We start from the raw sequence: 22,828 nt of genomic DNA on the forward strand, positions 1-22,828 counted from the left end.
CGGCGGAGACCACCACCGTGTGCGACACCCCGGGGGTGTTGTCCACGAAATTGGTGATCAGCCAGTTCAGGTTCTGTGCGGCCTGGCTCATCTGACTCAACTCAACGCTCCTGGTGCTCGGGGCCGAAGCCGTAGGTGCCATCGGCGTTGCGCTGCCCGTCATGACCGGGACGGTTGCCGCGTGCGGCGCCGCCGAAGCCGTCGAAGCCCTGCGGGGCCTGGCCGGCGCCGGGGTTGGCGCCGGTACCCGCCTGGCGGCCCTGCTGGATGCCGCGGCGCAGGTTGGTGAGCCGGCCGCGCACCTCCTCCGGGCTGCGGGACACCTGCGGGCCGGTCAGCGGAGAGGACTCCGCCGTGCCGGACACCAGGTTGGCCTGCGGGGTGCGGCGCGGGAGCCCGGAGGTGGTCAGGCCACCGGTCGAGGGCTCGCGCAGCTGCTCGGCCCGGCGCCAGCGCTCGTCGTTCGCCGACGGGCGCCACGGGGCTTCCGGCTGCAGGGGCGGCTGGGCCGGACCCTGCGGCGCCTGGCGCTGCTGGGGGGCCTGCTGCTGCGGGGCGTGCTGCTGCGGAGCCTGCTGGGGGGCCTGCTGCTGCGGCGCCGGCTGTGGCCGGCCCTGCGGTGCCTGCCGCTGCTGGGGGTGACCCTGCTGCGGACGGCCCTGCTCCGCGATGCCGGGGGCCGAGGTCCCCGGGCGCTGCGGCTGGTACGGGCGGGGGCGGTTGGACTGGTCGCCGTCCTCGGGGCGGAACCACTGGGTGTCCTCCGCGCCCGGACCGGTCGGCAGCGCCATCGGCTGCGGCCGCTCGGCGCCGGCCTGGCGCTGCGGGCGCTGGGCGCCCGGTGCCTGGCCCTGCTGCGGCGCGAACGCCTGCTGCGGCTGGCCGGGCTGGGCCTGCTGCTGACCGGCGGGGCCGGGCACGCTCGGCAGCACCGGCTCGACCAGGCCGAGGCCCAGCGGGTCCCGGGGGTCGATGTCGCTGGCCTCGAACCGGGGCCGGGCGAACTGGGCGGTGCTCTCCGCGGCGCTCTCGGCCGGAGCCTGCTGCGGCTGCGGCTGCGGCTGCTGCGGACGGCGCTGCGGGTTCTGCGGGCCCTGCGGGCGGCGCGGGGCGAGTCCGCCGCGGGCGCCCTCGGCGGACGGAGCCTGGTCGGCCCGGCCGTGCTGCGGACGCTCGCCGAACGGAGCGGCGCTCTCGGGCAGTTCGGCACCGGCCCGCGGCTGCGGGCGCTCGCCGGCCGGCCGGCGGCCGGGAGGGCCGTCCTGCGGGCGCGGCGAGCGGCGGGGCATCCCGCCGGGGGCACCGGCACCGGCACCGGGGGCGCCGGGCGCACCGGAGGCGCCGGGCGCACCGGAGGCGCCGGGCACCCGCCGCGGCGGCATGTCGGGGGAGGGGTTGCCCTGCGGGGCGGCCGGGCCGCCCTGGAGCGACTGGCCGACCTCGCGGGTCGGCAGGCCGCCACCTGCGGGGGCACCGGGGCCGCCCGAGGGCTGGCCGCCGAACAGCCCGCCACCGGCCTGCCCACGGCCCTGCTGGCCGCCCTGCGGGCCGTTGCCCTGGGGCGCGCCCAGCTGCGGGCGGCCGTTCCCGGCACCGCCCGGACCCTGGCCGAGCGCGGCGGCCTGGCGGCCGGACAGCGCGTCGGCCGCACCGGCCCGGCCCTGCTGGCGCGGGGTCGGACCGACGCCGCGCTGCTGCTTGCCGCCGGGACCGCCCTGGCCGGGACGGCCGCCCCGGCGGTCGGCGGAGTTGGTGACGTCCACCGGGAGCATGACCAGCGCGGTGGTGCCACCGGAGTCGCTGGGGCGGAGCTGGATCCGGATGCCGTGTCGCAGGGACAGGCGGCCGACCACGAACAGACCCATCCGGCGGGACACCGAGACGTCCACCACCGGCGGGCTGGCGAGGCGCTCGTTGATGTCCGCGAGGTCGTCGGGGCTGAGGCCGATACCGGTGTCGTGGATCTCGACCAGCACCCGGCCGTCGGGCAGCGCGTGGCCGGTGACCCGGACCCTGGTCTGCGGGCTGGAGAACGAGGTGGCGTTCTCCAGCAGCTCGGCGAGCAGGTGGACGAGGTCGTTGACGACGCGGCCGGCGACCTCGGTGGACGGCACCGCGGCGAGTTCGATGCGCTCGTACTGCTCCACCTCGGAGGCGGCGGCGCGGAGCACGTCGACCAGCGGCACGGGGCGGGTCCAGCGGCGGCCCGGGTCCTCACCCGCGAGCACCAGGAGGTTCTCACCGTTACGGCGCATACGGGTCGCCAGGTGGTCCAGCTTGAAGAGGCTGGCCAGCTGGTCCGGGTCGGCCTCGCGGCTCTCCAGCTCGGAGATCAGCGACAGCTGGCGCTGGATGAGGCCCTGGCTGCGGCGCGAGAGGTTGGTGAACATCGCGTTGATGTTGCCTCGCAGCAGCGCCTGCTCGGCGGCGAGGCGGACGGCCTCGCGGTGCACCATGTCGAACGCGTGCGCCACGTGGCCGATCTCGTCCGCCGAGTCGACGCCGACCGCCTCGACGGTGACGTCGACGTCCTGCGGGTCGCTCTCGGAGAGGGTCTTGACCAGCTCGGGCAGCCGCCGCTCGGCGACGTCCTCGGCCGCGGTCTGCAGCCGGGTCAGCGAGCGCACCATCGAGCGGGCCATCAGGGCCGCGCCGGCGATGGCGACGATGAGCACGATCGCGACCAGGGCCGCGTTGATCAGCGCCTGGGTGTCGGCGTCGGACTGCAGCGCCTGGGCCTTGCCGTCGAGGTCGTCGACCAGGCCGGTCTCGATGTTCCGCTCAGCGGTGATCTTGGCGGTGGCGTCGTCGTACCAGCTCTTGTAGCTGCGGCTCTCGGCCTGCTGGATGCCGTTCGGGTTGAGCACGGCCTTGGTGAACCGGTCGGCTTCCGCGATCAGCTGGTTGTAGCTCATCTGGGCCCGCTTGGCGCGCGCCTCGCCCTCGCCGTAGATGGCGGTGAAGTTGGCGAGCGCGTTGTCCTCGGCGCCCTGGAGGCGGATGCCGAAGGTCTCGTCCGAGGTGCTCAGGTCGGCCGTACCCGGCCGGGCGAGCGCCGCGCTGATCAGCGCGCGCTGCATGGAGGTGCTCTCCTTGGCCAGCGAGAACTGGCGCAGCGCGCGGGTTGTCTTGATCAGCTCGGTGCTGTTCGAGGTGATCGCGAGGTCCTGGATGATGTCGATCAGGTCCTTGATCATCACGTCGTAGCTCGTGATGGTGGCCTGGATGTTGTCAGGACTCCGGTACGCGTTGTTGCGGGCCGCGGTGAGCTGGTTGAGGTCCTTGCGGACCTGCAGCAGCAGGGTCTTGCCACCGGCGAGGTCGAGCTCGTCGAACTTGTCGGCGCTGGCGTTGAACGCCTTGCTCAGCGCGTCGCTGTTCTTCTTCGCCTCGGTGACCTCGGCGTCCTCGGGGTTCTGGTGGTTGGCGTCCGAGGTGATCGGGCCGGCGCTGATGTCGCGCTCGGTCTGCAGCGCGTTGGCCAGGGCGGTGGCCTTACGGGCCAGGTCCGCCAGGTCCTTCATCTGCGCCAGCTGCCGGGAGTTCTCCAGCGAGGTCTGCACCCGCAGGCCGCCGAGCACCAGCGCGACCATCACGGGGAGGAGCAGCAGCGCGATCAGGCGCGTCCGGATCCGCCAGTTCTTCATGGCGAACCGGCTCATGCCGGTGGCCCGGCGGCGGTTCAGTGAACCGCGCAGCCGGGATCGGCGGCTCTCCTTGTCCGCATGCTCGGCGCTGTCCGCGCCGGCGGCGTTGTCGCCTGGGGCTGGCTCGGAGCCGCCGGAAGTCAACCGATCGGCGGCAGCGCCGGTCATCGGTGCTGCCTGGTGGGAGCCTGACATGGGCTCGCGCTGCTCCGGGTCACCCGCGGCGCCGCTGCCCCTCTTGAAACGTCCCTGCACTGGCGTCGCAACCTCTGGACCGGGCGCCCCTCCCGCGACTGGCGGGATAGGACGGTGTCGAGTTTTTCCGTGGCATTCCAGCACAGCACGAGAAGTCCAACAAGGGGCGTTACCCGTCGGTGTCCTGGGCTACCCAGTGCGCGCGCCGCCTCACGGACTGTGCGGTAGGGGTGCCGGAATACAGCCCTTTTCGGACACTTGCCGGATGCATGCCAAGTGGGCTGCGGATTCACCGGAGTGCCGGAGGTCCCAAAATGTCCGAGATATCCCCTATGTCGGCCATTTCTCCACGTCGGAATTGGCCGAGATCGCGGCAATTTTCCAGTGAAAAGTGAGCAAAGTCACACCGCTATGTGTAGCTTTGGTCACGGCGGCTGTGAAAGGAGATCCTTAGCCTTGCCTCGGCGGGCGCACGCCTGTGCCCCCGCCGTGATTCCAGCCTGCCCATCCCGAGGCCGGTCCGAAACGCCGACCCTGCCGGGCCGGTCGCCACGGCCCGCCTACGACCCCGAGGTGTGACGCAATGTCCGAGCCGACGAAGAAGGCTTCGAAGTCCACGCTCAACTGCCGCCCCACGGCCAACCCGCGTCGGACCACCCTGGCCTCCGTCGAGGACTTCGGCCAGCTGCCCGGCTTCCTCGCCGCGCAGGCGCCCCGTGAGTACTCCGCCGAGCTGCCCGACAGCACGGCCAACCCGCGCCGCACCATCCTGATGGTCGCCCCGGCCCCGCGCACCCCGCTGGACTGACCTCAGGCCGACCGGGGCGCCGACCGCAGTCGCGGTCGGCGCCCCTTCGCACGCCCGGCCGCGGCGGGGGCGCGCGATGGGGCCCGCCGCGACCGGGATCGAGCCTGCCGCGACTGCGGGTGACGGCCCACGCGATAGCCTGGGGACGATCGAGCAGGGCCCCGGTCCGCGGGCCCGGCCAGCGTCCGGGCGCCCCGGCGGCCGACGAACCGAGAGGTTGCTGGGCAGTGCGCATTGCCAGGTTCTCCGTCCGGGAAGGAAGCCCTGCCGCCGGCAGCGTCTCCTTCGGTGTGGTCGAGGGTGATCCCTCGAAGCCCGACTCGCTGGTGCTGCACGCACTGGCCGGACACCCGTTCGGGGCGCCGCAGCCGACCGGTGAGAGCTACCGCCTCCAGGACGTCCGACTGCTCGCGCCGATGCTCCCCAGCAAGATCGTCGCGGTCGGCCGCAACTATGCGGCGCACGCCGCGGAGCTGGGCAACGAGGTCCCGGACGTCCCGCTGACCTTCTTCAAGCCCTCCACCTCCGTGATCGGCCCGACCGAGTCCATCGCGTACCCGCCGTTCTCCGGCGACGTCCAGCACGAGGCCGAGCTGGCCGTGGTGATCGGCCGGATGTGCCGCGAGGTGCCGGTCGACCGGGTGCCCGAGGTGATCCTCGGCTACACCTGCGCCAACGACGTGACCGCCCGCGACGTGCAGCAGCGCGAGGGCCAGTGGGCCCGGGCCAAGGGCTTCGACACCGCCTGCCCGCTCGGCCCGTGGATCGAGACCGACCTCGACCCGGCCGACCTGGCGGTCACCTGCACCGTCAACGGTGAACTGCGGCAGGCCGGCCGGACCTCGCTGATGATCCGCCCGGTCGCCGAGCTGATCGCGCACATCTCCGAAGCGATGACCCTGCTCCCGGGCGACGTCATCCTCACCGGCACCCCCGCGGGTGTCGGCCCCATCGGCGTCGGCGACGAGGTCGCCGTCACCATCGAAGGTATCGGCACTCTCGCCAACAAGGTCATCTCCCGTGATTGAGGCTGTAAGCGTGGCTAACTCCGAGCTGGACCCGACCGTCCGGGTCCGCTTCTGTCCCTCCCCGACCGGCAACCCGCACGTCGGCCTGGTCCGCACCGCCCTGTTCAACTGGGCCTTCGCCCGCCACCACGGCGGCAAGCTGGTCTTCCGGATCGAGGACACCGACGCGGCCCGCGACTCCGAGGACTCGTACAACCAGCTGCTGGACGCGATGCGCTGGCTCGGCTTCGACTGGGACGAGGGCCCCGAGATCGGCGGCCCGCACGCGCCCTACCGGCAGTCGCAGCGGATGGACATCTACGCGGACGTCGCGGCCCGCCTCAAGGCGGCCGGCCACGCCTACGACTGCTACTGCTCGACCGAGGAGCTGGACGCCCGCCGCGAGGCGGCCCGGGCGGCCGGCCGGCCGAGCGGCTACGACGGCCACTGCCGCGAGCTCACCGCCGACCAGGTCGCGGTGTACCGCGGGGAGGGCCGGCGGCCGATCGTCCGCTTCCGGATCCCCGACCGCACGCTGACCTTCGACGACCTGGTCCGCGGCCCGGTCAGCTTCGACCCCAAGGACGTCCCGGACTTCGGCATCGTCCGGGCCAACGGCGCTCCGCTCTACACCCTGGTCAACCCGGTCGACGACGCGCTGATGGAGATCACTCACGTGCTCCGCGGCGAGGACCTGCTCTCCTCGACGCCGCGTCAGATCGCGCTCTACGCCGCGCTCGCCGAGATCGGTGTCGGCAACGGCACCACCCCGCGCTTCGGGCACCTGCCGTACGTGATGGGCGAGGGCAACAAGAAGCTCTCCAAGCGCGACCCGCAGGCCTCGCTCAACCTCTACCGCGAGCGCGGCTTCCTGCCCGAGGGGCTGCTCAACTACCTTGCCCTGCTGGGCTGGTCGCTCTCCGCGGCCGACGACCACTTCTCGATGGACCAGCTGGTCGCCGCCTTCGACATCGCGGACGTGAACGCCAACCCGGCGCGCTTCGACCTCAAGAAGTGCGAGGCGATCAACGCCCGCCACGTGCGCGAGCTGGCTCCCGAGGAGTTCGTCCGCCGGCTGGTGCCGTACCTGCAGGCCCCCGGCCTGCTGCCGGCCGAGCCGACCGCCGAGCAGCTGGAGCTGCTGGCCGCGGTGGCCCCGCTCACCCAGGAGCGGATGGTGGTGCTGAGCGAGATCGTCGCGATGGCCGGCTTCCTCTTCGTCGACCCGGCCGAGTTCGCGGTCGACCCCGACGACGCGGCCAAGGTACTGACCGCCGACGCCCGCCCGGTGCTGGAGGCCAGCATCAAGGCGCTGGAGGAGCTCGCGGACTTCACTCCGGAGCCGATCCAGGCGGCGCTGCGCGAGGCGCTGGTGGACGGCCTGGGCATCAAGCCCAAGTTCGCCTTCACGCCGCTGCGGGTGGCCGTCACCGGCCGCCGGATCTCGCCGCCGCTCTTCGAGTCGATGGAGCTGCTCGGCCGGGCCGAGACGCTGCGCCGGCTGCGGGGCGCCCTGGAGCTCCTGCCGGCCGCCTGAGCCGGCTCGTGACGCCTGCGGGCCTGGTGCGCTGACCAGGCCCGCAGGCGCCCGCGGCGCTGCCTGCGGTTATCGATTTTGGAGCCGGGCCACGCGTCGGGTAATGTTCTTTCTGCGCCGCCCGGGCAGGGAGGCGCAAGACACCGAGGAAGGCTCCGCAGGGGTTGAACTCTGGTGGGGTATGGTGTAATTGGCAGCACGACTGATTCTGGTTCAGTTAGTCTAGGTTCGAGTCCTGGTACCCCAGCGCAGTACAGGTAGTGTTGAGCAGTGCAGGTAGGACAAGCAGGACAAGCCCCCGTTGTGTAGCGGCCTAGCACGCTGCCCTCTCACGGCAGTAGCGCCGGTTCGAATCCGGTCGGGGGTACGCAATGCAAATTGCAAACTGAATAAAGATACGAGTATGCCCCCGTTGTGTAGCGGCCTAGCACGCTGCCCTCTCACGGCAGTAGCGCCGGTTCGAATCCGGTCGGGGGTACTCAGCACCAGTGATGGTGCGGGCCCCCGTTGTGTAGCGGCCTAGCACGCTGCCCTCTCACGGCAGTAGCGCCGGTTCGAATCCGGTCGGGGGTACTTTTGGGGTATGGTGTAATTGGCAGCACGAGTGATTCTGGTTCATTTAGTCTAGGTTCGAGTCCTGGTACCCCAGCCAGAAATACAAGCCCCACGCAGGTCCTGAGAAGCTCCGGTCACCCGGGGCTTTTTTGCTTTTCCGGGCGCTGCCGAGTGCTGCCGGTGCGGCAGTGCCGTTGGTGCCGCCGAGTGCCGCCGACGGCGCAGGGCCGCCCCGGATGTCCGGAGCGGCCCCTGCGGCAACGTCGTCCCGTCGGCGCTCAGCCGCGGCGCAGCGCCTCGGTGAGGCGGTTGGCGGCCTCGATGATGGCCTGGGCGTGCAGCCGGCCCGGGTGGCGGGTGAGGCGCTCGATCGGGCCGGAGACCGAGACCGAGGCCACCACGCGGTTGGAGGGGCCGCGCACCGGCGCCGAGACGGAGGCCACGCCGGGCTCCCGCTCGCCGATCGACTGGGCCCAGCCGCGCCGCCGGACACCGCTCAGCGCGGTGGCGGTGAACCGGGCGCCCTGCAGGCCCCGGTGGAGCCGCTCGGGCTCCTCCCAGGCGAGCAGCACCTGGGCGGCGGAGCCGGCCTTCATCGGCAGCGTGGAGCCGACCGGCACGGTGTCCCGCAGGCCGGAGAGGCGCTCGGCGGCGGCCACGCAGATCCGCATCTCGCCCTGCCGGCGGTAGAGCTGGGCGCTCTCGCCGGTGACGTCCCGCAGGTGCGTGAGCACCGGGCCGGCCGCGGCCAGCAGGCGGTCCTCGCCGGCCGCGGCGGAGAGCTCGGAGAGTCGGGGGCCGAGGATGAACCGGCCCTGCATGTCCCTGGTGACCAGGCGGTGGTGTTCGAGTGCGACGGCGAGTCGGTGGGCCGTGGGCCGCGCCAGACCGGTGGCGGCGACCAGCCCCGCCAACGTGGCGGGGCCCGACTCCAGTGCGCTGAGCACCAGAGCGGCCTTGTCGAGAACGCCGACGCCGCTTGTGTTGTCCATGTCTCGATACTGCAGTCTCAGTACGCGAGACGCAAGTTCAATCCGGCGAGAAAAGCGCCACTCTGGATGCAGCAGCCCGGGAGACACCCAGGACGGACCCTTACCCAGGTGTCCACATCCTGGACACGATCCGGCGTGCAGGTCGCCTGCGGCGAGCCTCACCAGGGTGGCTCGGGAAGAGACCTCGACGACACGAGAAGGCCGGCAATGCGGCCGGCTGGAGGGAAAGCGATGGGACGGACACTGGCGGAGAAGGTCTGGGACGACCATGTCGTCCGGCGCGCCGAGGGCGAGCCCGACCTGCTCTACATCGACCTGCACCTGCTGCACGAGGTGACCAGCCCGCAGGCCTTCGACGGCCTCCGACTGGCCGGCCGCAAGGTCCGCCGGACCGATCTGACGATCGCGACCGAGGACCACAACACCCCCACCCTGGACATCGACAAGCCGATCGCCGACCCGGTCTCCCGGGTCCAGCTGGAGACGCTGCGCCGCAACGCCGCCGAGTTCGGGGTGCGGATCCACTCGCTGGGCGACATCGAGCAGGGCGTGGTGCACGTGGTCGGCCCGCAGCTGGGCCTGACCCAGCCGGGCACCACCGTGGTCTGCGGCGACTCGCACACCTCCACCCACGGCGCCTTCGGCGCGCTGGCCTTCGGCATCGGCACCAGCCAGGTCGAGCACGTGCTGGCCACCCAGACGCTGCCGCTGGCCCCGTTCCGCACCATGGCGATCACCGTCGAGGGCGAGCTGCCCGAGGGCGTCACCGCCAAGGACCTGATCCTGGCCGTGATCACGAAGATCGGCACCGGCGGCGGCCAGGGCTACGTCCTGGAGTACCGCGGCTCGGCCATCCGCAGCCTCTCCATGGAGGCCCGGATGACCATCTGCAACATGTCCATCGAGGCGGGCGCCCGGGCCGGCATGATCGCCCCGGACCAGACCACCTTCGACTACCTCGAGGGGCGCCCGCACGCCCCCGAGGGCGAGGACTGGGACGCCGCGGTCGCGTACTGGAAGACCCTGGCCACCGACGAGGACGCGGTCTTCGACCACGAGATCTTCATCGACGCCACCCGGCTGACCCCGTTCGTCACCTGGGGCACCAACCCCGGCCAGGGCGCCCCGCTGGGCGCCGACGTGCCGGACCCGGCCTCCTTCGAGGACCCACAGGAGCGGATCGCCGCCGAGAACGCGCTGAAGTACATGGGCCTGGAGGCCGGTACGCCGCTGCGCGAGGTCGCGGTGGACGCCGTCTTCGTCGGCTCCTGCACCAACGGCCGGATCGAGGACCTGCGGGCCGCGGCCGCCATCCTGGAGGGCCGCACCATCGCCGACAGCGTCCGGATGCTCGTCGTCCCGGGCTCGGTGCGGGTGGCGCTGCAGGCCGTCGAGGAGGGCCTGGACAAGGTCTTCACCGCCGCCGGCGCCGAATGGCGGCACGCGGGCTGCTCGATGTGCCTGGGCATGAACCCCGACCAGCTGGCCCCGGGGGAGCGCTGCGCCTCCACCTCGAACCGCAACTTCGAGGGCCGCCAGGGCAAGGGCGGCCGCACCCACCTGGTGTCGCCCCAGGTCGCCGCCGCGACCGCCCTGCTGGGCCGGCTGGCGGCGCCCGCCGATCTGAGCGCCGCCGACCTGGCGGACCCCAACGTCGCTGTGGAGGCCTGAGCAGCATGGAGAAGTTCACCACCCACACCGGCCGGGCCGTCCCGCTGCGCCGCAGCAACGTCGACACCGACCAGATCATCCCGGCGCACTGGCTGAAGAAGGTCACCCGCACCGGCTTCGAGGACGGGCTGTTCGAGGCGTGGCGCAAGGACGAGTCCTTCGTCCTGAACCGGCCCGAGCGCGCCGGCGCCACCGTGCTGGTGACCGGCCCGGAGTTCGGCACCGGCTCCTCCCGCGAGCACGCCGTCTGGGCGCTGCAGAACTACGGCTTCCAGACCGTCATCTCCTCGCGGTTCGCCGACATCTTCCGTGGCAACTCGCTGAAGAACGGCCTCCTGACGGTGGTTCTGCCGCAGGAGACGGTGGAGCGGCTGTGGGCGCTCGTCGAGGCCGATCCGACCGCCGAGATCACCGTCGACCTCCAGGCGCGGGAGGTCCGCGCCGAGGGCGTCAACGCCTCCTTCGAGCTGGACGACAACGTCCGCTGGCGGCTGCTCAACGGTCTGGACGACATCAGCATCACGCTGCAGAACGAGGCCGACATCGCGGCCTTCGAGACGACCCGGCCGGCCTTCAAGCCGAGGACCCTCCCGGTGGCCTGATCCACCGCTTTCTGATGCTTCGCCGGATGGCCCGCTCCCCCTCGGGGGGGCGGGTCTTCGGCTGTTCGGGACGGGAGTTCGGACCGCCGCGGCGGTCTGCATAAACCCCCGGGGCAGCGCAACTCCGTACAGATGGCACAATCGTTGCATGCACCGGCTCCCCGAACCTCCGTGCCCGGGTGGCGAACCCGCCGCGACGGAGGAGACGGACGGTGCAGCCGGCAGTCGAATTGACGACCGGACGGACCAACACACCTCACCTGCTGAGGAACCGGACGACTCGGAAGTCACAGCGCTCTACGCGCTAGTGGCCGAGCGGTTGAAGCAAGCGCACGCTCGCGTTTCTGCGCTGAACGTGTCAACGGATGCAAAGACCGCTCTCACCCGGCAACTGCTCATCGTCACGGAGACCGCCAAGCGCGATCTTCCGGAGGCGGCGCGGCGGTTGAGTCGCTTTGTGCAAGACCTCGACGAGGGGCGGCAGCCGCGCCCGTGAGGTCGCCGACGCGCAAATCCATTGCGACACTAGGGTGATTCACACGTTTGGTAATTGAAAGTCCGCAGATACATACCTAACGTGCGAAATGAACGGATGGAATCATCCGGCGCCCGTTTCCGAAGGGGAAGACGTGAACAAGGCTCAGCTTGTCGAAGCGGTGGCCGAGCAGCTGGGCGGTCGCAAGGCTGCCGCAGAGGCCGTCGACGCAGTGCTCGACACCATGGTGCGTGCCGTTGTGGCAGGAGACCGCGTGTCGGTCACCGGTTTCGGCACCTTCGAGAAGGTGGAGCGCTCCGCGCGCTTCGCCCGTAACCCGCAGACCGGCGAGCGGGTCAAGGTCAAGAAGACCGCGGTTCCGCGCTTCCGCCCGGGCCAGGGCTTCAAGGACCTGGTCTCCGGCGCCAAGAAGCTGCCGAAGGACGGCCCCTCGGTGAAGAAGGCCCCCAAGGGCTCCCTCACCCCGGGCAAGGGCGGCACCACCGCCGCCGTGAAGCGCGCCGCCACCAAGCGCGCCGCTGCCGCCGCTGCCGCCGCCCCGGCCGCCGCCGCGGCGAAGAAGACGGCCGCCCGCAAGGCGACCACCACCGCGAAGAAGGCGGCGGTCAAGAAGACCACCACCGCCCGCTCCACGGCGTCCAAGACCACGGCGTCCAAGGCCACCGCGGCGAAGACCACGGCGGCCAAGACCACCGCGGCCAAGACCACGGCGGCCAAGACCACCCCGGCGAAGACCACCGCGGCCAAGAAGGCCACCACCGCCAAGACCGCGGCGGCCAAGAAGACCACCACCGCCAAGAAGGCGACGGCGGCGGCCAAGAAGACCGCGCCGGCGAAGAAGACCGCCACGCGCAAGACCACCGCGCGCAAGGCGACCGCCAAGTAGTCACTGGCGGTGCCCGGGCACCGGCGAGCCAGCCGGTACCCGCGGTAACAGCGGTAACGGTGCACGCACCGGACGGCTGCGGCGGCCCGTGCCCCGGATCACCCCGGGGCGGGCCGCCGCAGCCGTTTGCCTTCGCGGGCCCGGCCGGCGGGCCCGCGGGAAGGATTGACGCCGGTTCAGCGGCCCGGGACCGGGAGCTCGTAGACGATCTCCCAGCGGGAGTCCGGGACGACCAGGTCGGCGGTCTCCACCGCCCGGCCGTCCACGTCGAAGTAGGTCCGCTCCACCAGCGTCACCAGGTCGCCGGCCGAGATGCCGAGCAGGTGCGCCTGCTCCTGGGTGGCCCGGGCCGGTCGCGGCCGCTCCACCAGGTGGTCGACCTGAATGCCGATCGAGGCCATCCGCTCCACCAGCCCCCGCCCGGCGAGCGGACCGAGTTCGGGCAGCAGCACCGGTGTCCCGCCGGTGACCGACATCGGCTCCCAGCTCTCGGCCAGCTGCACCGGGCGGCCGTCGGTGAGGAACTCGTAGCAGGTGCGCACGGTCGGCTCGCCCGGTTCGATACCGAGCCGGTCGGCGATCTCCGGCGGGGCCGGCGTGCGGGCGAAGCTGTTGGCGTCCCAGCTGCCGGCCGGCTCCCGGTTGCCGTGGTCGGCCCGGAACGGCGAGGGCCCGCTCAGCCCGCGGTGCCGGGAACGCACCATCCGGCGCCGCTCGGTGGGCAGCCGGACATAGGTGCCGGAGCCGGCCCGGCCCTCCAGCAGCCCTTCGGCGATGAGCAGTTCCTGTGCCCGCTGGAGCACGTTCGGCCCCACCCCGTAGTCGGCGGCGAGCTGCGCGCGGGAGGGCAGCCGCTCACCGACCGGCCACTCGCCCAGGGTCAGCCGGCGTCGCAGGTCGTCGGCGACCCGCAGGTACGGGGGCTCCAGTGAGGGCATCCGGCACTCCCGGCGGCAGGCGCGGCCCGACCGGGTTCGGCAGGGCGGGTGATACGACGTTGACAATCTAATGCATCAGGTGGAATCTGATGAGTTAGATTTACCGGGTGTGATCGAGTGCCCACAGGGAGAGACGTCGCGTGCGCACCACCAGGGCATTTGACCTCGCCGGATGTCTCGCTCGACGCCTCGCCGGCGCCGCCGGGGCGAGGGCGAGAGTGCGCCGACGGCCGGAGGGCGGCGGCTACCGGGTGGAGGTCCCGCTCGCCGCCGGCCGCGGCGAGGCGGCCCATCAGGAGCTGCTCACCGTGCTGGCGGAGGCGGACCGCTTCGGCCACCGGTACTCCACCGGGGCCCAGCTGGCCTGGGCCGAGTTCGACGACCGGATCGACGACCAGAGCGAGGAGCCAGGACCATGACGACCAGGCACACGGCAGCGGCATCAGCAGCATCAGCGGCGGTCACGGTGGTCATCGAGGGGATCACCCTGCCCGCGACCTTCAGCCGGCTGCCGGACGCCCTGGCGGCACTCTGGGAGGCGCTGCGGATACTGCCGCTCGGCTGGGCCCAGTACGAGGTCTGCCAGGGCTACTTCGGGCCGGAGGCGGTGGGGCGGGTCGAGGAGGCGCTGGCCAGGGACGGCCGGCTGGTGATGGCCTTCGTGCTGGCGGGCCGCTCCCACACCGTCACGGTGGAGCCGGCCCGAAGGTAGCGCGAGGTCAGGCCTCGGCGCCCGGGTCCGGGAAGGTCTGCAGGGTCAGGAAGACCACCCGGCGGGCCTCGCCGCTGCCCTCGGTGCGGATCCGGACCCGCTGCCCGGGGCGCAGCAGGCGCAGGCCGCCGGCGTCGAAGGCCGCGGCGTCGAAGGGCACCGGGGTGCCGTCGTCGAGCAGTACCGAGCCCGTCCGGGTCGCCGGGTCGAAGGTGAACGAGGTGGCCTGCATGCCTGCAGCATAGCGAGCGGTCGAGCGGCTCAGACCAGGGTGGCGGCCACCGCGGCGGTGTGCGGGCCGACGCCCAGGGCGAGCGCCTCCACCAGGTCCGCCGCGGTGTCCACGTCCCGGCGGACCGACGGTACGCCGGCCAGCGGGAGTTCGCGGGCGCCGCGGGCGGCGTGCCGCTCGCGTGAGCCGGGGCCGAAGGCCGGGCTCAGCCGCAGGCCCGGCGGGCAGGCCAGCAGGGTGGTGCCGGTGCCGGGGGTGTCGGCGAGGAAGGCACGGTGGCCGGGGGGCACCGCGGCCAGCACCAGGGCGAGTTCGGCCGGCCGGAGCGCGGGCAGGTCGGCGGACAGCGTGGCGACGGGGGCGCGCGGCGCGTACCGGAGCGCTCGCGCTGCTCCGTGCGCCAGCGCGGGGTTGAGCCCGCCGCGATTGCCGACCGGTTCGTCCCCGACCACCAGCGCGCCCAGCGCGCGGACCCGTTCGGCCACCACCGCGTCCCCGGTGACCACCAGGACCCGGGCCACCGGCGGGCAGGCCAGTGCGGCCGTCACGGTGTCCAGGGCGAACGCCAGCGCCAGCTCGGCCCGCCGCGGCCCGGCGAACGGGCCCAGCCGGCTCTTGGCCAGTTCGAGCGGCTTGACCGGCAGCACCAGGGACCAGCCCGGCGCACCGGCCGCGCCCGCGCCGGGGTGCGACGGGGAGGGAGCGGGCGTGAGCGGCCCGACGGGGCGTACGGTGTCCTGGGTCATCGGCGCCATTGTGGCGCCGGGTCCGCGGCCCTGGCCAACCGCACCGCGCGCTCGGCGTGCGGTTGCTCACGTGCCCGCGGCCGACGGGCAGGTCCGCTCGACAGCCGGCAGGTCCGCAGGTGAGACTGATCCGCGCCTGGGGCGCCGCCCGGCCGTGCGGCCGGCGGCGAGCCGCGGGTCGGGACTCGTCCGCCGGTGACGGCGGTGCAGGTGCGGACCGGGCCGACGGCCCCGACCGGCGAAGGCCGGGAGACGACGGAAGACGTGCGGCACCCGGGTGCCGCACCGGATGAGGAGGAGCTGGGGTGGCCCGCCGCTCGAACGCCAGGTTCGGCAACGCCGACTACGGCATCTGGTACCGCTTCGCGGCCGTGCTGGTGAAGCCGGTGACCACCGCCCTGGTGAAGCCGGACTGGCGCGGATGGGAGCACCTCCCCGAGGAGGGCGGCTTCCTGGCGGTGGTGAACCACAACTCGGTCATCGACCCGGTGGTCTACGCGCACTGGCAGTACAACAGCGGGCGCCCGCCGCGGATACTCGGCAAGTCCCAGCTGTTCTCGGTGCCGTTCATCGGCTTCATGCTGCGCAAGACCGGCCAGATCCCGGTGTTCCGGGAGTCCACCGACGCCGCCGCCGCCTTCCGGGCCGCGATCGAGGCGATCGAGGGCGGGCAGTGCGTGCAGTTCTACCCGGAGGGCACGCTGACCCGGGACCCGGAGCTGTGGCCGATGACCGGCAAGAGCGGCGCCGCCCGGGTCGCGCTGATGACCGGCGCACCGGTGATCCCGGTGGCGCACTGGGGCGCGCACGAGATCGTGCCGCCGTACGGGCGCGGCGGCAAGAGCAAGTTCAACCTCTTCCCCCGGCACCGGGTGACGGTGGCCGCCGGGCCGCCGGTGGACCTGAGCCGCTACCAGGGCAAGGAACTCACCGCCCAGGTGCTGCGCGAGGCCACCGAGGACATCATGGCGGCGATCACCGAGGTGCTCGCCGGCATCCGCGGCGAGCAGCCGCCGGCCGTCCGGTACGACATGCGCAGGGCCGCCCGGGAGCGGGCCGCCGCCGCCGAGGGCAAGGGCGATCGGGCGGCGACCAAGGCGACCGACACCGAGGAGCAGGCCCAGTGACCCGTTGCGCGGTATTCGGGAACGGCTCCTGGGGCACCGCCTTCGCGATGATCCTGGCCGACGCCGGCTGCGAGGTCTCCCTGTGGGGCCGCCGCAAGGAGCTGGCCGACGAGATCAACCGGACCGGGGTCAACCCCGACTACCTGCCGGGCGTCCCGCTGCCCGACGCGGTCCGGGCCACCGCCGACCCCGCCGAGGCGATGGCGGGCGCGGACTTCGCGGTGCTGGTGGTGCCCTCCCAGACGCTGCGCGAGAACCTCGCCGCCTGGGCGCCGCTGCTCGGCCCGCGGACGGTGCTGGTCAGCCTGATGAAGGGGATCGAGCTCGGCACCGCCAAGCGGATGACCGAGGTGCTGCAGGAGGTCGCCGGGGTCGGCCCCGAGCGGGTGGCCGTGGTCAGCGGGCCCAACCTGGCCCGGGAGATCGCCAACCGGCAGCCGGCCGCCACCGTGGTCGCCTGCACCGACGAGTCGGTCGCCAAGCGGCTCCAGACGGCCTGCCACACGCCGTACTTCCGCCCGTACACCAACACCGACGTGGTCGGCTGCGAGCTCGGCGGGGCGGTCAAGAACGTGATCGGCCTGGCGGTCGGCATGGCCGACGGGATGGGTCTGGGCGACAACACCAAGGCCACCCTGATCACCCGCGGCCTGGCCGAGACCACCCGGCTCGGTGTCGCGCTGGGCGCCGACCCGCTCACCTTCGCCGGCCTCGCCGGGATGGGCGACCTGGTGGCCACCTGCTCCTCGCCGCTCTCCCGCAACCACACCTTCGGCACCAACCTCGGCCGCGGGATGACCCTGGAGCAGGCCGTCGCGGCGACCAGCCAGACCGCGGAGGGCGTCAAGTCCTGCGAGTCGGTGCTGGACCTGGCCCGGCGCAGCGGGGTCGACATGCCGATCGTCGAGGCGGTGGTCGACGTGGTGCACAACGGGCGCCCGACCCACGAGGTGCTCAAGGGCCTGATGGCCCGTTCGGCCAAGCCGGAGCGCCGGTGACGCGACCCGGAAACCTTCGCACGGTAGTCTCAAAAGCGATATGAGCATCGAAAAGACCTCCACGGACCACGCGGCCAAGCCGCGCGTCGCGATCGTCTTCGGCGGCCGCAGCTCCGAGCACCCCATCTCGGTCGTCACGGCCGGCAGCGTGCTCCGCGCGATCGACCGGAGCAAGTACGAGGTGCTGCCGATCGGCATCACCCATGAGGGCCGCTGGGCCCTGGTCGGGGACGAGCCCGGCCGGATGGCCATCACCGACGGCCGGCTGCCGGACGTCGACCAGGTGGCCGAGTCCACCGAGGGCCAGGTCTCGCTGCCCGGCAGCCCCGGCAGCCGCGAGGTCGTCTGGAGCGAGCCCGGCGCCGCGCCCAAGGTGCTCGGCGAGGTGGACGTGGTGCTGCCGCTGCTGCACGGCCCGTGGGGCGAGGACGGCACGCTGCAGGGCCTGCTGGAGCTCTCCGGGGTGCCGTACGTGGGCTCCGGCGTGCTGGCCAGCGCGGCCGGCATGGACAAGGAGTACACCAAGCGGATCCTCGCCTCGCACGGCATCGGGGTGGGCCGCTGGACGGTCGTGCGCCCGCGCGAGTGGGAGAGCGAGCAGGGCCGGGCCGCCGCCCGCGAGCGGATCGCCGAGCTCGGGCTGCCGCTGTTCGTGAAGCCCTGCCGGGCCGGCTCCAGCATGGGCATCACCAAGGTCAAGGACCTGGCCCAGCTGGACGCGGCGATCGAGGAGGCCCGCCGGCACGACCCGAAGATCATCGTCGAGGCCGGGGTGACCGGGCGCGAGATCGAGTGCGCGGTGCTGGAGTTCGAGGAGGGCCCGCGGGCCAGCGTGCCGGCCGAGATCGTGGTCGGCGGCGACTTCGAGTTCTACGACTTCGAGGCCAAGTACATCGACTCCTCCGAGGTGGAGATCCCGGCCCGGCTGGACGAGGCGCAGACCGCCGAGATCCGGCGCCAGGCCGTGGCGGCCTTCGAGGCGCTCGGTTGCGAGGGGCTGGCCCGGGTCGACTTCTTCCTGCTGGAGGACGGCAGCTGGATGGTCAACGAGATCAACACCATGCCCGGCTTCACGCCCATCTCGGCCTACCCGAAGATGTGGGAGGCCAGCGGGGTGCCGTACCCGGAGCTGATCGACCGTCTGCTGCAGGCCGCGCTGCGGCGCTCCACCGGCCTGCGCTAGCCCGTCCGGCCGCTGCCGCCCCCGGGTGACCGGGGGCGGCAGCGGCGCTCAGAGACCGTCGGGGACGGTCGCCTTGATGGCGTCGGTGAGCGAGCTCAGCGGGTCGGAGTAGTTGGGGTAGGCGCCCGCGGGCACCTCGACCTCCACGTACGCCTTGCGCAGCGTGGTCACGAAGCGGTACCCGCCGTCCGCCGTCCGGGACATGCCCCACTGCACGTCGTTGATCTCCGGCGAGCTGCGCAGCGGGTCGTCGTCCAGGTAGCCGGGCCGGTCGATGCCGCAGCGCAGCACGGTGCGCGGTGAACTGCCCCAGGCGGCGGTGTACGGGGAGGCGGGGGAGGGGTCCTCCCGGGGATGGCCCAGCACCGTCCTCGGCAGCGCCTTGTCCAGCGCGGCGCAGTACCCGGCGGCCTCGGGCCGGGGCGCCGGCGGGGTGACGTCCGCGGGCACCTGCCAGGCGGCCGTGAGCAGCACGATGCCGCCCAGCAGTACCGCCGGCAGGGTGAGCCAGCGGACCGGGGCGGGCAGCGCGGCGAGGCGGGAGGTCAGGGACACCCACCGATGCTATCCGGCCCTACAGGTTCACCACCGGACAGGTCAACGTGCGGGTGATGCCCTCGACCTGCTGGACCTGGGCCACGACCATCCGGCCGAGGTTGTCCATCGTGTCGGCCGCGGCGCGGACGATCACGTCGTACGGTCCGGTGACGTCCTCGGCGGTGAGGACGCCCTCGATCTTGGAGATGGACTCGGCCACGGCCGTCGCCTTGCCCACCTCGGTCTGGATCAGGATGTATGCATGGACCACAGGGACCTCCAGGCGGCTCGGAACGGAGATCGCCCCCCGGGGACCGGCCAGGAGTGGTGCGGCAGGCCGACCGACAGGCTGATCACCACGCTACCGCGCGGTGCCGCCGGTACGGGAGTCCCCTGCCGGGCCCGAGGGCGTACGCTGCGCGCGGGGGCGCGCGGCCGTGGCGGGCGGCCGGGCCCCGGAGACGGCCGCGGAGCCATCCGCACGGCCGGACGGATTGAGTTGAGAGGACGGCAGATGCAGGGGACCGTGGGCGAGCTCGGCGAGTTCGGACTCATCCGGGAGCTGACCGCCCGGCTGCCGCTGACCCCGGCCGTCGAACTCGGGCCGGGCGACGACGCGGCCGTGGTCAAGGCCTCGGACGGGCGGGTGGTGGCCACCACCGACGTGCTGATCGAGGGCCGGCACTTCCGCCGCGACTGGTCCACCGCCTACGACGTCGGCCGCAAGTCGGCCGCGCAGAACCTGGCGGACGTGGCCGCGATGGGCGCCGTGCCGACCGCGATCCTGCTCGGCCTGGTGGCCCCCGCCGACCTGCCGACCACCTGGGCGACCGAGCTGATGGACGGGCTGCGCGACGAGTGCCAGGTGGCCGGCGCCACCGTGGTGGGCGGCGACGTGGTCCGCGGCGAGACCATCACGCTGGCCATCACCGCGCTGGGCGACCTGCAGGGCCGCGCCCCGGTGCTGCGCTCCGGGGCCCAGGTCGGCGACGTGGTCGCGGTGACCGGCTGGCTCGGCTGGTCCGCGGCCGGACTGACGGTGCTGCAGCGCGGCTTCCGCTCGCCGCGGGCCTTCGTCGAGGCGCACCGCCGGCCCGAGCCGCCGTACCACGCCGGCCCGGCCGCGGCCGACCTCGGGGCGAACGCGATGGTGGACGTGAGCGACGGGCTGGTCGCCGACCTCGGCCACGTCGCCAGGGCCAGCGGTGTCGACATCGACCTGCGTGCCGCCGACTTCGACGTCCCCGCCCAGATGGCCGACATCGGCCAGGCGGTCGGGGTGGACCCGCTGCTCTGGGTGCTCTCCGGCGGGGAGGACCACGCGATCGTGGCCACCTTCCCGAAGTCCGTCCAACTGCCGGCCCGCTGGCGGGTGGTCGGTGAGGTGGTGCGCACCGCGAGCGCGGCACGCGGCGGCCGGGTCACGGTGGACGGCGCGCCCTGGGACCGGGCCGGCGGCTGGGACCACTTCGCGGACCAGTAGCGGCGCCGCGGGCCGCACCGCACCGCGCGGCGGTGGCGCGGGAGCGGGTCCGGGGGCGGGGCGAGTGCGTACGCTTGCGGTGTCGGAACCGGCCCGGCGCGGCTGCCGGGCCCCACGGAGCGGGAGAGCACAGCCACCATGCGAATCGGTGTCCTGACCAGCGGCGGCGACTGCCCCGGCCTCAACGCGGTGATCAGGTCGGTGGTGCACCGGGGCACCGATGTCCACGGTGACGAGATCATCGGCATCGAGGACGGCTTCCTCGGCCTGATCGAGGGCCGCAGCCGGGTGGTCTCGCACGACGACGTCACCGGCCTGCTCACCCTGGGCGGCACCATCCTCGGCTCGGCCCGGGTGCAGCGCGAGCGGATCGAGTGGGCCGTCGACAACGCCCGGATCCTGGCCCGCGGCGTCGGCATCGACGCGCTGATCGCGATCGGCGGGGAGGGCACGCTGACCGCGGCCAAGCAGTTCAGCGACGCCGGCCTGCCGGTGGTGGGGGTCCCGAAGACCATCGACAACGACATCGACGCCACCGACGTCACCTTCGGGTTCGACACCGCCGTGCACGTCGCCACCGACGCGATCGACCGGCTGAAGACCACCGCCGAGTCGCACCAGCGGGTGATGGTGGTCGAGCTGATGGGCCGGCACACCGGCTGGATCACCCTGACCGCCGGGGTGGCCGGCGGCGCGCACGGCATCCTGATCCCGGAGAAGCCCTTCGACATCGAGGTGGTCGCCCGGATGATCGAGGAGCGGTTCCGGCGGGGCAAGAAGTTCGCCATCATCGCCGTCGCCGAGGGGGCCGAACCGCTGCCCGGCACCCTGCGGTTCGAGCACGGCCAGGTCGACCAGTACGGCCACCGGACCTTCGGCGGGATCGGCAACCGGCTCGCCAACGAGCTGGAGGGGCTGCTCGGCAAGGAGGCCCGGCCGGTCATCCTCGGCCACACCCAGCGCGGCGGCACCCCCACCGCCCGCGACCGGGTGCTGGCCACCCGGTTCGGCTGGCACGCCGTGGAGGCCGTGCACAAGGGCGCGTTCGGGCACTTCACCGCGCTGCGCGGCAACGACATCCGGCTGGTGTCGATCGGTGACGCCGTCACCCGGCTGAAGACCGTGCCCGAGGCCCGCTGGCTGGAATCCGAAGCGGTGCTGTGAGCCGCGCCCGGTAGGTTGGCGGCATGGTTTCGACAGTCCACCCCTCCTCGGCACCCCCGCGGGTGCTCACCGTGGCCGGCTCCGACTCCGGCGGCGGCGCGGGCATCCAGGCCGACCTCAAGGCGATGCTCGCCCTCGGCGTGCACGGCATGAGCGTGATCACCGCCGTCACCGCGCAGAACTCGCTCGGCGTGCAGGGCTACTGGGAACTGCCCGCGGACGCCGTCCGCGCGCAGTTCCGCAGCGTGGTCGACGACATCGGGGTGCAGGCGGTGAAGACCGGCATGCTGGCCTCGGTCGAGCTGGTCGAGGTGGTCTCCGAGTTGCTGGCCGGGGTCGGGGCGCCGGTGGTGGTCGACCCGGTCGGGGTCTCCAAGCACGGCGACGCGCTGCTGGTGGCCGAGGCGGTCGCCACCGTCCGGGAACGGCTGCTGCCGGTCGCCACCCTGGCCACGCCCAACCTGCACGAGGTGACCCAGCTCACCGGCATCGAAGTCACCGGCCAGCACGGGATGCGGCCCGCGGCCGAGGCGCTGCTCGAGCTCGGGCCGGAGTGGGTGCTGGTCAAGGGCGGGCACCTGGAGGGGGAGGCCGCCGACCTGCTGGTCGGATCGGACGGCAGCGAGCACTGGTACCGGGCGCCGCGCTACGACAACCGGCACACCCACGGCACCGGCTGCACCCTGGCCAGTTCGATCGCCGCGGAGCTCGCCAAGGGCGCCGCGGTGCCCGAGGCGGTGGCCGCCGCCAAGGAGTACGTCACCGGGGCCATCGCGGCCGGCTTCGCCCTGGGCGCGGGCATCGGCCCGGTCGACCACGGCTGGCGCTGGCGCTGACCCTGCCCGCAGACAGCACTGCGGGGGTCAGGAGGAGAACCTCCTGACCCCCGCAGCGCCGTGCAGGCCCGGAACAACAGAGCAGCCGACCCACCCGAGGATGGATCGGCTGTCCGGAGGACCGGCTTACCGGTCTGCGCGTCAGCGCGAGACCTTACCGGCCTTGATGCACGAGGTGCAGACGTTGAGCCGCTTCGGCGTCCGCCCAACCACAGCGCGCACCGTCTGGATGTTGGGGTTCCAACGACGAGGGGTACGGCGGTGCGAGTGGGAGATGCTGTTGCCGAAGCCCGGCCCCTTGCCGCAGACGTCGCAGTTGGCAGCCACAGGAGTCACTCCAAGACTTCAGATCAGGTACGTTCGAAAACCCCGGCTGAGCGACCGCCCCCACTCGCGTGGGGTTGAATCGGTTCAAGGGGTGAGCCCGGGTTGTTCCAGGCAACCGCAGAAGCATACATCGGGTGCTCCCGCTGAAC

General features: G+C 72.8%; 23 protein-coding genes, 5 tRNA genes and 1 pseudogene. 20 read left to right on the forward strand and 9 right to left on the reverse strand.

Annotated features, from left to right (window positions below; genetic code table 11):
* Positions 1-91, reverse strand: a pseudogene (locus AB0K43_RS19710) (roadblock/LC7 domain-containing protein); the annotation flags it as partial.
* Positions 92-101: 10 nt separating this feature from the next.
* Positions 102-3,815: a nitrate- and nitrite sensing domain-containing protein gene (locus tag AB0K43_RS19715; protein WP_363641407.1), complete on the reverse strand. Its 3,714-nt coding sequence runs from the start codon at positions 3,813-3,815 to the stop codon at positions 102-104.
* Between the two features lie 610 nt (positions 3,816-4,425).
* Here AB0K43_RS19715 and AB0K43_RS19720 point away from each other — a divergent pair.
* From AB0K43_RS19720 to AB0K43_RS19755, 8 genes are all read left to right on the forward strand, one after another.
* Positions 4,426-4,650 carry a hypothetical protein gene (locus AB0K43_RS19720; protein ID WP_363641409.1) on the forward strand — a complete coding sequence of 75 codons (225 nt, stop codon included), beginning with the start codon at positions 4,426-4,428 and terminating at the stop codon, positions 4,648-4,650.
* 227 nt (positions 4,651-4,877) lie between these two features.
* On the forward strand, positions 4,878-5,678 hold the full coding sequence (locus tag AB0K43_RS19725) for a fumarylacetoacetate hydrolase family protein (protein ID WP_363641411.1): 801 nt from the start codon (positions 4,878-4,880) through the stop codon (positions 5,676-5,678).
* Between the two features lie 10 nt (positions 5,679-5,688).
* Complete coding sequence (gene gltX / locus AB0K43_RS19730) at positions 5,689-7,194, forward strand: glutamate--tRNA ligase (protein ID WP_363641413.1); 1,506 nt, start codon at positions 5,689-5,691, stop codon at positions 7,192-7,194.
* A gap of 175 nt (positions 7,195-7,369) precedes the next feature.
* Positions 7,370-7,441, forward strand: a tRNA-Gln gene (locus tag AB0K43_RS19735).
* Between the two features lie 47 nt (positions 7,442-7,488).
* A tRNA-Glu gene (locus tag AB0K43_RS19740) sits at positions 7,489-7,561 on the forward strand.
* A 38-nt stretch (positions 7,562-7,599) separates the two neighbouring features.
* Positions 7,600-7,672: transfer RNA gene (locus AB0K43_RS19745), tRNA-Glu, on the forward strand.
* Between the two features lie 22 nt (positions 7,673-7,694).
* Positions 7,695-7,767 (forward strand) — tRNA-Glu (locus AB0K43_RS19750).
* Between the two features lie 4 nt (positions 7,768-7,771).
* Positions 7,772-7,846: transfer RNA gene (locus AB0K43_RS19755), tRNA-Gln, on the forward strand.
* Between the two features lie 181 nt (positions 7,847-8,027).
* Here AB0K43_RS19755 and AB0K43_RS19760 read toward each other — a convergent pair.
* Positions 8,028-8,741 carry an IclR family transcriptional regulator gene (locus tag AB0K43_RS19760; RefSeq protein ID WP_033823066.1) on the reverse strand — a complete coding sequence of 238 codons (714 nt, stop codon included), beginning with the start codon at positions 8,739-8,741 and terminating at the stop codon, positions 8,028-8,030.
* 231 nt (positions 8,742-8,972) lie between these two features.
* On the opposite strand from AB0K43_RS19760, the gene leuC reads away from it, so the two are divergent.
* The 4 genes from leuC to AB0K43_RS19780 all read left to right on the forward strand — a co-directional run bounded on the left by leuC (position 8,973) and on the right by AB0K43_RS19780 (position 12,396).
* Positions 8,973-10,412, forward strand: coding sequence for a 3-isopropylmalate dehydratase large subunit (gene leuC / locus AB0K43_RS19765; protein ID WP_363641415.1), 1,440 nt, complete (start codon positions 8,973-8,975; stop codon positions 10,410-10,412).
* Positions 10,413-10,417: 5 nt separating this feature from the next.
* A complete protein-coding gene (gene leuD / locus AB0K43_RS19770; RefSeq protein ID WP_363641417.1) occupies positions 10,418-11,014 on the forward strand; it encodes a 3-isopropylmalate dehydratase small subunit in 597 nt (198 codons plus the stop codon).
* Positions 11,015-11,321: 307 nt separating this feature from the next.
* Positions 11,322-11,510 (forward strand): hypothetical protein, encoded by a 189-nt coding sequence (locus tag AB0K43_RS19775; RefSeq protein WP_350642023.1) that lies wholly within the window; start codon positions 11,322-11,324, stop codon positions 11,508-11,510.
* A gap of 133 nt (positions 11,511-11,643) precedes the next feature.
* Positions 11,644-12,396 (forward strand): HU family DNA-binding protein, encoded by a 753-nt coding sequence (locus AB0K43_RS19780; RefSeq protein WP_363641419.1) that lies wholly within the window; start codon positions 11,644-11,646, stop codon positions 12,394-12,396.
* A 176-nt stretch (positions 12,397-12,572) separates the two neighbouring features.
* Here AB0K43_RS19780 and AB0K43_RS19785 read toward each other — a convergent pair whose 3' ends face one another.
* Positions 12,573-13,334 (reverse strand): GntR family transcriptional regulator, encoded by a 762-nt coding sequence (locus AB0K43_RS19785; protein WP_363641421.1) that lies wholly within the window; start codon positions 13,332-13,334, stop codon positions 12,573-12,575.
* A gap of 218 nt (positions 13,335-13,552) precedes the next feature.
* On the opposite strand from AB0K43_RS19785, the gene AB0K43_RS19790 reads away from it, so the two are divergent.
* Positions 13,553-13,753, forward strand: coding sequence for a hypothetical protein (locus AB0K43_RS19790; protein WP_363641423.1), 201 nt, complete (start codon positions 13,553-13,555; stop codon positions 13,751-13,753).
* The gene (locus AB0K43_RS19795) at positions 13,750-14,046 is read left to right on the forward strand and encodes a hypothetical protein (RefSeq protein WP_363641425.1); all 297 of its coding nucleotides are present in this window, start codon (positions 13,750-13,752) and stop codon (positions 14,044-14,046) included. The genes AB0K43_RS19790 and AB0K43_RS19795 overlap by 4 nt, the downstream gene beginning before the upstream one ends.
* A 7-nt stretch (positions 14,047-14,053) precedes the next feature.
* Here AB0K43_RS19795 and AB0K43_RS19800 read toward each other — a convergent pair whose 3' ends face one another.
* Positions 14,054-14,278 (reverse strand): hypothetical protein, encoded by a 225-nt coding sequence (locus tag AB0K43_RS19800; protein WP_350642009.1) that lies wholly within the window; start codon positions 14,276-14,278, stop codon positions 14,054-14,056.
* 29 nt (positions 14,279-14,307) lie between these two features.
* Complete coding sequence (cofC, locus tag AB0K43_RS19805; RefSeq protein ID WP_363641427.1) at positions 14,308-15,024, reverse strand: 2-phospho-L-lactate guanylyltransferase; 717 nt, start codon at positions 15,022-15,024, stop codon at positions 14,308-14,310.
* A 305-nt stretch (positions 15,025-15,329) separates the two neighbouring features.
* Between cofC and AB0K43_RS19810 the strand changes: the two genes are divergently transcribed.
* From AB0K43_RS19810 to AB0K43_RS19820, 3 genes are read left to right on the forward strand one after another with little or no spacing between them, the layout of a single operon-like run.
* Positions 15,330-16,151, forward strand: a complete 822-nt coding sequence (locus AB0K43_RS19810; RefSeq protein WP_363641429.1) for a lysophospholipid acyltransferase family protein — start codon at positions 15,330-15,332, stop codon at positions 16,149-16,151.
* Positions 16,148-17,149, forward strand: a complete 1,002-nt coding sequence (locus AB0K43_RS19815; RefSeq protein ID WP_363641431.1) for an NAD(P)H-dependent glycerol-3-phosphate dehydrogenase — start codon at positions 16,148-16,150, stop codon at positions 17,147-17,149. The genes AB0K43_RS19810 and AB0K43_RS19815 overlap by 4 nt, the downstream gene beginning before the upstream one ends.
* Before the next feature lie 40 nt (positions 17,150-17,189).
* Entirely contained in the window at positions 17,190-18,332 is a 1,143-nt protein-coding gene (locus AB0K43_RS19820) for a D-alanine--D-alanine ligase family protein (RefSeq protein WP_363641433.1), read from the forward strand.
* Positions 18,333-18,380: 48 nt separating this feature from the next.
* Here AB0K43_RS19820 and AB0K43_RS19825 read toward each other — a convergent pair whose 3' ends face one another.
* Positions 18,381-18,887 (reverse strand): DUF3515 domain-containing protein, encoded by a 507-nt coding sequence (locus tag AB0K43_RS19825; protein ID WP_363641435.1) that lies wholly within the window; start codon positions 18,885-18,887, stop codon positions 18,381-18,383.
* Between the two features lie 19 nt (positions 18,888-18,906).
* Positions 18,907-19,140, reverse strand: a complete 234-nt coding sequence (locus AB0K43_RS19830) for an Lrp/AsnC ligand binding domain-containing protein (protein WP_363641437.1) — start codon at positions 19,138-19,140, stop codon at positions 18,907-18,909.
* Between the two features lie 243 nt (positions 19,141-19,383).
* On the opposite strand from AB0K43_RS19830, the gene AB0K43_RS19835 reads away from it, so the two are divergent.
* The 3 genes from AB0K43_RS19835 (at position 19,384) to thiD (ending at position 22,352) form a co-directional block, all read left to right on the forward strand.
* Complete coding sequence (locus AB0K43_RS19835) at positions 19,384-20,352, forward strand: thiamine-phosphate kinase (RefSeq protein ID WP_363641439.1); 969 nt, start codon at positions 19,384-19,386, stop codon at positions 20,350-20,352.
* A 138-nt stretch (positions 20,353-20,490) separates the two neighbouring features.
* Positions 20,491-21,516: an ATP-dependent 6-phosphofructokinase gene (locus tag AB0K43_RS19840; RefSeq protein ID WP_363641441.1), complete on the forward strand. Its 1,026-nt coding sequence runs from the start codon at positions 20,491-20,493 to the stop codon at positions 21,514-21,516.
* Positions 21,517-21,539: 23 nt separating this feature from the next.
* Positions 21,540-22,352 (forward strand): bifunctional hydroxymethylpyrimidine kinase/phosphomethylpyrimidine kinase, encoded by an 813-nt coding sequence (gene thiD, locus AB0K43_RS19845; protein WP_363641443.1) that lies wholly within the window; start codon positions 21,540-21,542, stop codon positions 22,350-22,352.
* 141 nt (positions 22,353-22,493) lie between these two features.
* On the opposite strand, the gene rpmB is transcribed toward thiD, so the two are convergent.
* Complete coding sequence (gene rpmB / locus AB0K43_RS19850) at positions 22,494-22,679, reverse strand: 50S ribosomal protein L28 (protein ID WP_073813963.1); 186 nt, start codon at positions 22,677-22,679, stop codon at positions 22,494-22,496.
* Positions 22,680-22,828 lie beyond the last annotated feature (149 nt).

This window comes from Kitasatospora sp. NPDC049258 (assembly GCF_040678895.1).
In the GTDB taxonomy this organism is placed as follows: Bacteria; Actinomycetota; Actinomycetes; order Streptomycetales; family Streptomycetaceae; genus Kitasatospora.